We start from the raw sequence: 11856 nt of genomic DNA, 5'->3' as shown, positions 1-11856 counted from the left end.
TTTTCATTCGGGCCTGTTCTTATCAGCCATCAGCGCGGCATCGGTTTACTGCCATAATATCCATAGCGCTCGCGAACTTCATCCAGCTCAGCTTCGCTCAGGAGCGCCGGACCGCCAATCTGACAAGCTAATATGTACTGGCGTGCCAACGTCTCGAGTTTTTCTGCCAGCAATGTTGCATGGGTCATATCCCTGCCCCACACCACCATACCATGGCTTGCCATCAGACAGGCGCGATGGTTGCCCATCGCGCGCACGATTTCATAAGCCAAAGCATCAGAACCAAATACGCGATAATCAGCACAGGGAACCTCGTTCCCGCCAAATGAAGCAATCATATAATGGAAAGCGGGCAATGGCTTACGCAGACACGACAATGCAACACAGCTATCCGCATGCGAGTGGATCACAGCACCGGCTTCGGGATGATTGCGCATGATTTCGGTATGGATGCGCCACTCGCTGGAAGGGACACTGCCCGCAAGATGCTCGCCTTCCACCGAAACAAGACTCATGTCTTCAGGCTTCATACGCGATGTGGCGCCGGTCGGCGTAACCCAGATATGTTCGCCTTCCCGAATACTGATATTGCCGCTGCTGCCGTGATTGAAGCCCTTCTGTTCCATATGACGCATCGCATCCACGATTGCGCGACGTGCTGTAAGGCTCTGATCAAAATCGGTTGGCATCGTCTGTTCCCCGTTGTTGGCAGCCAAGAGTTTGTGATGATGCCTAACTTCATAATCCCGGTAATTGACGCGGTCCATCAAAATGATACTTAATTGGAATTAAATTTCATTATCTATGACGCGCAATTACGCATGGCATGATACGAGGATAAAAATGGGGAATAACGGCACTCTTGGGATCATCGCTGACGATATGACAGGCGCGTTGATGGTCGCTGCTTACTATGAAACAGCTGGCATTAGAACCGCTGTCGTGACAGATATCGAAGCTATCCGCGAATGTGCAGGCGAAGCTGTCGTCATATGGGCCGGCAGAACGCGTCTTGCTGAGCCGGATGAAGCAAAACGACAGATCACACACGCAGCTGATGCTTTTGATGCAATCGGATGCGATCAAGTCATTTACAAAGTCTGTGCCAGTTTTGATTCAACGGAACAGGGTAACGTTGGGCCTGCCGCCGACCTGTTGAGCGCACGCTATAACCCGAGCAATCTTCTATTCTGCCCCGGCTTTCCCAAGTTCAACGCCACGGTTCATCAAGGCTATCTCTTCTATCGAAGCCGCCTCATCTCTGAATCTGTCAAGCGCTATGACCCCGCCACGCCAATGAGCGATCCCGACATGGTTCGTTTCATCGGAAAACAGACAGCAGAACCGATAGGACTTTTGCCCCACTCCATACTGCTTAAAGGCAAAGACACAGCGCAAGCACATCTTGATGAGCTCGCAAATGCTGGCAAATGCTATTGCGTTGTCGATGCAAGCGATGACGGCGACGTCAAGATCGCGGCCGAACTGGCACGAGCACAACCAACGATGGTCAGCTCCGATGCTGTTCTCATTCAGCTAGGAATTGACCGCTTTGCCCCCAAGCCAGCTGTAACGTTTGCGCCACCGGCACCAAGCAATGGCACTGCTGCGGTTCTGGTTGGAACAGTTGGCCCCATTGCGGATGGACAGATTGCGGTTTTTGCCAAACAGCACCCGGTTTTGACTCTTGACCTGATAAAAGATGGCGATATCGACGCCATGATGTCAAAAGCAATGAAATGGGCAAAAAATCATCACGGCAAACAGCCTTACCTCATTTCAACTGCGGTCAGTGATACCCGTGTTAAAGAAATCCAGACAGAGCTGGGCGTTCGCGGCGCAAGCGAAAAAGGGGAAAAGCTTATATCGGAGCTCGCTGCAGCCATTTCTGAACTGGGTATCGACAAGCTTATCGTTGTCGGTGGTGAAACATCTGGTGGCGTCATAAAGCGCCTTGGCTTGCAACGACTTCGCGCCCTACCCGATAATGGAATCGGAACGGGCTTTTGCCGCAGCGAAGGCAATGACCGAATCATCTTCTTCTTCAAATCTGGCAAAACCGGAACTGAAACGGTCTTGCTCGAGGCGTTAGCGGCAATGTGAGATCGCTACAAAGAGCGTCATTTTAGTTACAACATTGGCATCATGTCAGAGACTTAAACATGAGCCAAGTTGCAGATAAAGGTACGCGCTCAGGTCACCACTTGTTCTTCATAGGTCTTTTTGACCCGTGGGACACAAAGGCAGATTGGCACAATCAGGACCGCGATCAGCATCATCGCCACAAAGGTCGCGTGCAGCGCATTTTGAAGCGCAAGCCGTAGCGCCTGCTGATCCATCAACATCTCCGCACCATTCAGCAGGTCGCGAAGTTGTTCTGATGTAATCGCCTCACCGTGATTGGCATTCGCAAGACCATAGGTCAGCACCGCGCCCAGAACAGTCGCTCCGAGCGTACTGCCCAAATTGCGCGAGAAGACATTTGATGCCGTAGCACTGCCGCGCTCCGACCAGCTCACGCTGTCCTGTGTCAGGATCAGTGCCCCGATGTTGAGCAGTCCCATACCGAACCCCATGATGAGGGAACCGGCTCCTGCCAATGTAGCGGAACTTGATGGGGTGAGCATGACGAGCAACGACGTTCCGATCGGAATACAAATGCTGCCCACAATCATGATTGGGCGCAGTCCAAACCGCGTAAACTGTCGCGATGCAATTGTCGCTCCGCACGGCCAGCCCAGCAGCAACATGGTCAGAGCAAAGCCCGCGACCACAGGAGAACGGTTGAGAACCGTCTGCACATACATCGGCAGGAATGTCGTCAGTCCCATGATCGACATACTCGCCAGGAAAACCGCAAGATTGGAGAACGCGATAGGACGCTTCAGCCACAAATCGGGCGCAACCATCGGCTCCTTCGCGCGGCGTTCCTGCCAGATGAAGGCGACCAGCGAGACACCGAAAAGCGCCAGCGCCAGAATTCCCTCCAGCGAAACTGCGCTCTCCATGAGCGTGAGTGCAATCATCAAAGAGGAGATGGAAACAGCGAAAAGTGCCGCGCCAAGCACATCCACTGATACGCGACTAGACCGCTTTTCTTCATGCAGGAAAAGGAGAAAGCCGGATGCGGCCAGAATACCGACTGGCACGTTGATCCAGAACACCCAGGCCCAGCTCAAATTGTGAATGATCAGACTGCCAAGCAAAGGGCCGACAACGGCTGACAAGGCCCAGACACTGGCAAGATATCCCTGAACCTTGCTGCGCTGCGCTCCCGGAAAAAGATCTGCCACCACGGTCATGGCCGCAGGCTGGATCGCCCCTGCCCCAATGCCCTGCAACAGCCGGAAAACAATCATCGACGGCATCGACCATGCAAAGCCCGCCAGCACCGAAGCGACCAGAAACAGGGCAATGCCAACGACAAGAACCGGCTTTCGCCCATAGATATCGGCCAGTTTGCCAAACACCACCGTCGTCGCCGTCTGGGTCAAAAGGAATGACGAGAAAACCCAGGAATAAAGATTGAGCTGGCCAAGTTGCGCTGCGATCTGCGGCATCGCGGTCGACACAATCGTTGCCTCGACGGCGATCATGGCCATGCTTGCCATAATCGCGGCTACAACAAGCCCGCGATGAGAATGTTTTTCAGTCATGGATTGCTTTCAGACCGGAATTGGCCGTCATTGACCAGAAGCCTCGCGCTTCTGGCCTGCTTTTAGACTCGCCCAACCACCATCGCAATAGTTTACCCGCCGCGTGACTACACATTGTTGCTACCTCACGCAGAGGCGGTTCGCGGCAAGAAAGAACAATGCACATTCAGTTTGAGCAATAACAACGCTCTGGCTGCTTGTTTTAATGCGTAACTTATCCGAAAACCGCGTCACAGAATATGGATGCCCGCTAACGATTGGAGAAGACCATGACAAACGGCACAACGCCCTATTTCCTTGAAGATACGGACGAGAGCGAAATCTCTTCCGATGTTGCAGGCATCGTCAATTTCCTGGTGACCACCCATGTTCCGATCCGGGCAGATGGTTCCATGGAAACCGGCGACATAACCGCTCAGAGCGAATGCACGCTGAATAGTCTCAAAGCATCGCTCGAAAAGGCGGGCAGCAGTCTGGCGAATGTCATTCACCTGACGATCTATCTGACCGACATCAATGAACGCCCGGCTTTTAACGAAGTCTATCTGCGCTTTTTCAAAAAGCCGTTTCCGGTTCGTTGCGCCGTGGGCGTTGCAGGCCTAGCCACCCCGGAAATGCGGGTCGAAGTCACTGCAATGGCTGTGCGCAATCCATAGTCGGTAAAACTGACGATAAGACGCATTCATTCATCACAGCGGGGCCTCTCGCATGAGCGGCCCCGAACACAAGCAGGCTTGAACCCACATCCTGCAAGAAAAGCATATCATCATACGCTAATTTCATAACCTACTTATTCGGGCCGCCTAGCCGTCGCTTCCGGGTTTATGCGATGCTCAAGCATCAAACCAGAGGAGGGGTTCGATAAAATGAAAAAAATAATAACAATAATGGGTATCGCAGGCGCTATTCTCGCTACCGGATTTTCTGCTTATGCAGGAGAGACGCTGGATCGCGTCATGGAAAAAAAGGCCATGGTTGTTGCAACCAATGCGGGTTGGCCACCCCAAAGCTTTCTGGATGATTCCAACAAACTCGTAGGCTTCGACGTGGACGTGGCCAACGAGATCGGCAAGCGCCTTGGCGTCAGCGTATCGTTCGAAACACCGGACTGGGCAACACTGACTGGCGGACGCTGGCAGGGTCGCTATGACGTCGGCGTCGGATCGGTCACGCCGACCAAGGCACGCGCCAATGTCATCGATTTCGCCGGTGTCTATTATTACAGCCCCTATGTCTATGTCGTTCACAAGGACAGCGAGGCGAAATCCGTTGCTGATCTCAAGGGCAAAGTCATTGGCGTAGAAACGGCAACGACGTCGGAAGATTTCGCGCGTCGGCAGCTGGAGATTGACGCACCGGGCCTTCCCCCAATCGAATACAAGCTGGAACCGGGCGAAATTCGCACCTTCGCGGATTCCATGCTGCCATTCGACGATCTGAGACTGGGTGATGGTGTTCGCATTGATGCGATCATTGCGCCGGAACAGACCGCGCAGAACGCCATCAAGAACGGTTATCCGGTGAAGATTCTTGAGGGCGAATATGCCTTCCGTGAACCACTCGTGGTCATCGCGGAAAAGAACGATCCGGAATGGACCGCCAAGATTGGCGAAATCATCAAGCAGATGAAGTCTGACGGCACTTTGGCGACACTCACTGCAAAGTGGTACGGCAAAGACTACAGCGCCGACTGACATTATCCTTAGATCAATATCGAAATGAGCCATCGTGAAGGTGGCTCATCCGATATGCTTTTCCTGGTGTTGCGATGACTTATCCGGCCACATATTACAGCCAGACGACGGCGGACGCATTGGTGCGCCCGACACTTGAACGCGAAATAACAGCGGATGTTGCCGTGATCGGCGGCGGGCTGGCTGGATTGTCAGCCGCTTTGCAGATGTCGCGCGCAGGCAAAAAAGTTGTTGTTCTGGAAGCCGAGAGCATCGGCTTTGGCGCCTCCGGGCGCAATGGCGGGTTTGTCAGCCCTGGCTTTGCGTCAGGCGGCGATGAAATTGCTGCCCGGGCTGGCAAGTCTGTTGCCAAGACACTGCATCAATTGTCGATTGAAGGTGTCGAATTCGTTCGGCAAAACATCGACACGCTGAAGATCGATGAAGCCCAGTCCATTCCCGGCATTTTGCATGTGCGCCGTTATGACGATGGTGACAGCCTGAAACACTACGCCGATGCGCTGCAACGCGATTACGGCTACAGAATAGACTTCCACCCAACGGCGGAAACGCGCAGCATCCTGAATTCGCAGCGCTACTTCCAATCGGTTTACGACCCTAACGCATTCCATATCCATCCATTGAATTATCTCCGGGCGCTGGCGCGCGAGATAGAGCGGCTTGGTGGGCGGATATTCGAGCATAGCCGTGTGGTGCAGTTGCTCGACCACAAGGACGGCAAGCTTGTCAAAACAGCTCAGGGACAGGTCAAGACAGGCGCAGTTCTGATCACCACTGGTGGTTATACTGACGGTCTGGTGGGCCAGATCAGGCGGGCCTACCTGCCAATTGCCACCTATGTGATGGTGAGTGAAGAAGCGCCTGAACTGATTGCATCGGCAATCCGCACAACAGCCGCGATTGGTGATAACCGCCGCGCTGGTGATTATTATCGTGTGATTGATGGTGGTCGCAGACTTTTGTGGGGCGGACGCATCACCACAAGAGCAGCCAATACGCCCGGCGTGGTGCGCGAGTTGCGCAACGAGATGGTGGGAACCTATCCCCAGCTTGCGTCACTCAAGACGGAATTGGCGTGGTCGGGCCTAATGTCTTACGCCAGACATTTGATGCCCCAGATAGGACAACTGGACCACCGCACATGGTATTGCACCGCTTTTGGTGGCCATGGGCTCAACACAACCGCCATTGGCGGCAAGGTCGTGGCGGAAGCCATCTGCGGACAGAGTGACCGCTACAAGCTATTCGAAAAATTCGGATTGGTCTGGGCTGGCGGAGCCGCTGGCCTCGCAGCCGCACAGCTTACCTATTGGAAATTGCAGATGCAGGATTGGCTTGCTGAGCGAAAGGCAAGCTAACAGAGGAGAGAACATGCTCGGGAGGTTTTTTCTGATGCGGCCGGAGGCCGCCAAGCGTACTGTTCAGATAGCGTTCTTTGTTATCCTGACGGCACTCTTCTGTTTCATGAATATCCGGTTCTCCGGCATAACAAACTGGCTTGGTATCGACCCCAAAGTCGCGAAAGCGGGTTTCACCAAAGCGACGCTGATCTCCTCTATACTGCTTAGCGTTATCATATTCGCCAATTGGAGTTTTCTGAGACTTTTTCCGCGTTGGGCACAGATATCCGGAATATGGCTGGAACTGTTCCTGCTCTTGATGATCTTCTTCTACTCATTCAATCTTTCGTTTGAATTCATAGCCCGCAAGATCGGATTTCTGATCAGTCAGGGTGTCGTCACAACGCTTTATATTTCCGCAGCCTCCATCTTTTTCGCGACCATTCTGGCGTTGGTTGGCGCTGTGGCCAAGCTATCAAAGAACGGCCTCGTCTATGGGCTGGCGACATTCTACACCTCGCTCTTCCGTGGCCTGCCCTTGTTGATGCAGATCTATATCATCTACCTTGGACTGCCGCAGGTGGGCTATGTCATCGGGCCTATCCCTGCCGGTATTCTGGCGCTGTCGCTATGCTATGGCGCCTATATGACCGAGATCTTCCGCGCAGGCATCGAAAGCATTCCGCGTGGACAGCAAGAAGGCGCATTCGCGCTCGGCCTTGGCCCTTCGCAGACCATGTGGCTGGTCATTCTTCCGCAGGCAATGCGCATCATCATTCCGCCGACCGGCAACCAGTTCATCGCAATGCTCAAGGACTCGTCACTGGTCTCCGTCATCGGCGTATGGGAACTCATGTATCTCGCCCGCACACAGGGCCAGACCGAGTTCCGGCACATCGAAATGCTGATCACCGCATCGATGATCTACTGGGCCCTTTCCATCGTTCTGGAATATGGTCAGGCTAAACTCGAAGCTCGCTTCAAAAGGTCTCTGGCGCGTTAGACGCGGCAAAGATTCACCTCTGATTGAGTCACCCCGAAAGGGGTGACATTCTTCCAAATGATAAGCAGAGCGACCATGGACAAGCGTCACGAAATTCTGTTCGAGCCGATCAAGATTGGTCCCGTCACGACGAAGAACCGCTTCTATCAGGTTCCGCATTGTAGCGGCATGGGGCATCGCTATCCCGAACATGATCTTCGCCTGCGTGAGATGAAGGCAGAGGGCGGTTGGGGCGTGGTTTCCACACAGGAAACCGAAATCCATCCAACATCGGATATCACGCCTTCCAATCAGGGTCGCATATGGGACGACAAGGATGCCGACCGCCTCCAGAAGCTGACCGACGCTGTTCACCAGCATGGTAGTCTCGCTGCAATCCAGCTCGTGCATAACGGTATCCATGTCTCCAACCGCCTGACCAGACTGGCGCCTCTTGGCCCCATGGACATGATTGTCGATGTGGAAGATCCGGTGCAGGCGAGAGCGATGGACAAGGCCGACATTACGCGGTTTCGCAAGTGGCATCGCGATGCAGCACTGCGCGCCAAGCGGGCCGGTTTCGATATTGTCTATGTCTATGCAGGCCACGACATGACCCTGTTGCAGCATTTTCTGCTGCAACGCTACAATAGCCGCACAGACGAATATGGCGGGTCGTTCGAGAACCGCCTGCGTTTGTTTCGTGAAGTGCTGGCGGATACGCGTGACGCTGTCGGTGACAAATGCGCGATTGCGGTGCGCTTTGCGGTTGAGGAATTTCTGGGTGATCAGGGTATCCAGCACAATGGTGAAGGACGGGATGTCATTGCCGCCCTCGCCGACGAGCCTGATCTTTGGGATGTGAACCTGTCCGGCTGGTCCAACGACAGCCAGACATCCCGCTTTTCACAGGAGGGGTTTCAGGAGCCTTATATCTCCTTTGTGAAATCGCTCACCAGCAAACCGGTCGTGGGTGTCGGCCGTTATACATCACCGGACACGATGGTGCAGGCAATCCGGTCCGGCGTTCTCGATCTTATCGGCGCTGCGCGCCCGTCAATTGCCGACCCGTTTCTTCCCGAGAAAATCCGGACTGGTCGCGTCGATGACATTCGCGAATGCATCGGCTGCAATATATGCACCGCCAGCGACAACATCGTTGCACCATTGCGATGCACCCAAAACCCGACAATTGGCGAAGAAGCCCGTAAGGGTTGGCACCCCGAAAAAATCGGCAAGCTACAGACCACCGAGAAAGTTCTGGTGGTCGGTGGAGGACCCGCCGGTCTGGAAGCTGCCCGTGCCATGGCCGAGCGCGGCGCAGAAATCATCATCGCCGAAAAGAACACCCATTGGGGCGGGCGTGTGACGGAGGAAGCAGCCCTGCCCGGTCTTGCAAGCTGGGCGCGTGTTCGCGATTGGCGCATGACGCAATTGCAGCGCGCGACCAATGTGGAGATGTATCTCGACAGCCATCTGGACGCCGATGAAATCCTGACCTACGGAATTGCAAATGTGGTGCTGGCAACCGGCGCGCGCTGGCGCACGGATGCGGTCGGTCGCTCCCACAGGCAACCCCCGGAAACACTGGAAGGACACACACTCAGTGTGGACACCATCCTGAAGGACAAAACATCACTTGATGATTGTCGCGGACCTCTCGTGATATTCGATGATGACCGTTACTATCTCGGCTCGGTACTGGCCGAACTGGCGGTGAGCCGCGGCATTGATACGACACTGGTAACACCGGCGGCAATCGTAGCCCCGTGGAGTGAACACACGCTCGAACAATCGAAGATTCAAACGAGATTGATAGACTTGGGCGTCAGGATAATCCCGCTACACAGGCTCGCCAGACAAACACCCGACAGCCTGTCTATCGCATGTGTCTATTCCGGCAAGGAAACCGAAATTCCATGCGGAACGCTGGTGCCGGTCACCAGTCGCCATCCCGACAAAGGCCTGCCGACTGCGCTGGAAGCACGCCGGGATGAATGGCAGGACGCGGGTATAAAATCTGTCACCTCAATTGGTGACTGTTATGCACCATCGATCATCGCCGCTGCGGTTTATAGCGGCCATTCCTATGCGCGTGGTTTTGGCGCAGCAGCCGCAGACGATATGGATATCTATCGATAGATAGTCGATCCGGATCACTGAGTTTTACTTGGAAAATTCGGCGGATCAGATTTGGTTTCGTAACGGCTGATTTGTTTGGTCTCGTCCGCACAACACGACACCAACGGCAGCCATCCTGTCAGCGCCGCTACAGCGCAGCCACAATCGACTTTCCTCCGACCCGCTCTTCCATTAGCTAGAAGCAATGAACACGCAGAACTCATTGAATATACCGCTGAGGGCATCTTTCGGCGGATGGAAAGCCATTCCCTGGATAGCTTGGGGTCACAACAATATTGGGCCGCGGCTTACGCTCCATGATGACCGCATTGAATTCCGGCTTTTTCGCTTGCGCTCCAGGCCATATTCCAGCGTGTCGCGCGTTGACTATCGCACCATGCGAGGAACCGAGAACATCGTATTGGAGTTCAAAAATTCGCTGACAACGTTCATAGGCAATGCCGCAGATCGCACCCTGGCGCGCAATGCCGTGCAGTATCTCGGTGAAAAAGGCTGCCCTTTATCCGCCAACGCTTCCGCTCTGCTCGAAGATATCGCCACACCGAAAGCGTCTTAGGCTGGCAAACCGTTTCTCTGAGCGGTTGGATATTCCCTGACAGGGGCTTGACGAACGCGGTTCGGATACACAAAACCAAACCGAAATTGTAATTCATGCCTTCTGGCAAACGGGAGTAGTCAACAGTGGCAGTCGGTCGTCAATCCATGCCGCCGCTCAATGCGCTGGTGGTTTTCGACAGCGCAGCCAGACTTGGCAGTTTCTCCCGTGCAGGTCTGGAACTGGGCCTGACCCAGAGCGCCGTAAGCCGACAGATCGGCAAGCTGGAAGCTTTCATTGGTTCCAAGCTCTTCAATCGTCTGCCTGTCGGCGTACAGCTGACCGCTATCGGCGAAAGTTATGCCTCGGAAGTCAGCCGACTGCTTGGCGATCTCAGCGCTGTCACAGATGGCCTTCGGGCGTGGATCGGCCCCCGGCAGATCACCATCGCCTGTTCGCGCGGCATTGCCGACCAGTGGTTTCTCTCGCGCATAGGCAAGTTGAAAGCAGAGATTTCAGGCATCGAAATCCGGCTGCGCGTGACGGATGACGTCGCCCATTTACGGCTCGATGAGTTTGACCTTGCATTGTTTTATCGCAAAGAACGCCCCATTGGCGTCAATCTGACGGTCCTCGGTCGAGAGGAAGTCGTGCCGGTATCAGCGCCGGGCGTGCCCAACATCATGGAGCAGGAAGCGCCAGTGCTGCTCGCTATCGAAGATACGATGCGCGAGTGGCAGGGATGGCCGGAATGGTGGCACGACGCCCGACTGTCGCCGCCGCCCGGCGCGCTGGAATGGCGACTTGGCGATTACGGCCTTTGCGTCGCCGCGGCAACGCAAGGCATCGGTATCACGCTCGGCTGGACATGGCTGATCAAGGAGCAGCTTGCGAGCGGGACTTTGGTGCCCGTACACAGCCATATGATGCGGTCGGACGCCTATTTCTATCTGATGCGGCCAGCCGACCGTCACCAGCGCAAAATCGTGCGGGAAGTGGCCGACTGGCTGATTGCAAGCAATGGAACCGATCCTATCACGTAAAGATGATGGGACCGGCGAAACGCATCATTCCTGCGGGAGTGCGGCGCGGCGGCGCGACACCATGCGGAAGCGGATATATCCGAAAACGGTGATGACCAGCCAGGCAACCTGCGAAATGAAAGAGCCGAGGTTGAAATTCCAGGCCAGCGAATAGATCAGGGCGACGCCGCCCAGCACATTCAGCAGCGGAATGACCGGATCGTCGACGGTAAAAATACGCAATTGAATCAGCGCATAGCCAAGAAGGTAAAAGAACGCGCCCACCAAGCCGATAACATCCGGCAAACCCATTTTCGATCTCCAGGATCATCCAAATCTGAAAAAGCAGAGACGGCTTCCCCTACGGAAAGGCGCCCCTGCCGGTACTGTTGGACGCTCCTTTATTCCTGTTCGCGCAAATGCCAAGACACACATTTCGCATGGGGGTATGCTTAAAAGTCATACCCAGAAATCCGACATCAACC

Annotated in this window: 11 protein-coding genes; 8 read left to right on the top strand and 3 right to left on the bottom strand. The window is 54.7% G+C overall.

Annotated features, from left to right (window positions below; genetic code table 11):
• Positions 1-29: 29 nt before the first annotated feature.
• Positions 30-689, bottom strand: coding sequence for a class II aldolase/adducin family protein (locus ACTJKP_RS15750; protein WP_440631338.1), 660 nt, complete (start codon positions 687-689; stop codon positions 30-32).
• Between the two features lie 193 nt (positions 690-882).
• On the opposite strand from ACTJKP_RS15750, the gene ACTJKP_RS15745 reads away from it, so the two are divergent.
• Complete coding sequence (locus tag ACTJKP_RS15745) at positions 883-2103, top strand: four-carbon acid sugar kinase family protein (RefSeq protein ID WP_440631337.1); 1221 nt, start codon at positions 883-885, stop codon at positions 2101-2103.
• An 89-nt stretch (positions 2104-2192) separates the two neighbouring features.
• Here the strand turns inward: ACTJKP_RS15745 and ACTJKP_RS15740 are convergent, their stop codons facing one another.
• The gene (locus ACTJKP_RS15740) at positions 2193-3656 is read right to left on the bottom strand and encodes an MDR family MFS transporter (protein WP_138783551.1); all 1464 of its coding nucleotides are present in this window, start codon (positions 3654-3656) and stop codon (positions 2193-2195) included.
• A gap of 269 nt (positions 3657-3925) precedes the next feature.
• Here ACTJKP_RS15740 and ACTJKP_RS15735 point away from each other — a divergent pair, with 269 nt between their 5' ends.
• From ACTJKP_RS15735 to ACTJKP_RS15705, 7 genes are all read left to right on the top strand, one after another.
• Positions 3926-4312: a RidA family protein gene (locus ACTJKP_RS15735; RefSeq protein WP_440631318.1), complete on the top strand. Its 387-nt coding sequence runs from the start codon at positions 3926-3928 to the stop codon at positions 4310-4312.
• A 210-nt stretch (positions 4313-4522) separates the two neighbouring features.
• On the top strand, positions 4523-5350 hold the full coding sequence (locus tag ACTJKP_RS15730) for a transporter substrate-binding domain-containing protein (protein WP_078338913.1): 828 nt from the start codon (positions 4523-4525) through the stop codon (positions 5348-5350).
• Between the two features lie 74 nt (positions 5351-5424).
• Positions 5425-6708, top strand: coding sequence for an NAD(P)/FAD-dependent oxidoreductase (locus tag ACTJKP_RS15725; protein ID WP_440631317.1), 1284 nt, complete (start codon positions 5425-5427; stop codon positions 6706-6708).
• 13 nt (positions 6709-6721) lie between these two features.
• The gene (locus ACTJKP_RS15720; protein ID WP_440631316.1) at positions 6722-7693 is read left to right on the top strand and encodes an amino acid ABC transporter permease; all 972 of its coding nucleotides are present in this window, start codon (positions 6722-6724) and stop codon (positions 7691-7693) included.
• Between the two features lie 75 nt (positions 7694-7768).
• Positions 7769-9814: an oxidoreductase gene (locus ACTJKP_RS15715; RefSeq protein ID WP_440631315.1), complete on the top strand. Its 2046-nt coding sequence runs from the start codon at positions 7769-7771 to the stop codon at positions 9812-9814.
• 184 nt (positions 9815-9998) lie between these two features.
• On the top strand, positions 9999-10370 hold the full coding sequence (locus tag ACTJKP_RS15710) for a hypothetical protein (protein ID WP_440631314.1): 372 nt from the start codon (positions 9999-10001) through the stop codon (positions 10368-10370).
• A 125-nt stretch (positions 10371-10495) separates the two neighbouring features.
• Positions 10496-11392: a LysR family transcriptional regulator gene (locus ACTJKP_RS15705; protein ID WP_151557507.1), complete on the top strand. Its 897-nt coding sequence runs from the start codon at positions 10496-10498 to the stop codon at positions 11390-11392.
• Positions 11393-11416: 24 nt separating this feature from the next.
• Here the strand turns inward: ACTJKP_RS15705 and ACTJKP_RS15700 are convergent, their stop codons facing one another.
• Positions 11417-11683, bottom strand: a complete 267-nt coding sequence (locus ACTJKP_RS15700) for a CBU_0592 family membrane protein (protein ID WP_061348194.1) — start codon at positions 11681-11683, stop codon at positions 11417-11419.
• Positions 11684-11856 lie beyond the last annotated feature (173 nt).

The sequence above is a fragment of the Brucella sp. 22210 genome (assembly GCF_052045675.1).
Classification (GTDB): domain Bacteria; phylum Pseudomonadota; class Alphaproteobacteria; order Rhizobiales; family Rhizobiaceae; genus Brucella.
This window is presented reverse-complemented; position numbering and strand designations above follow the sequence as displayed.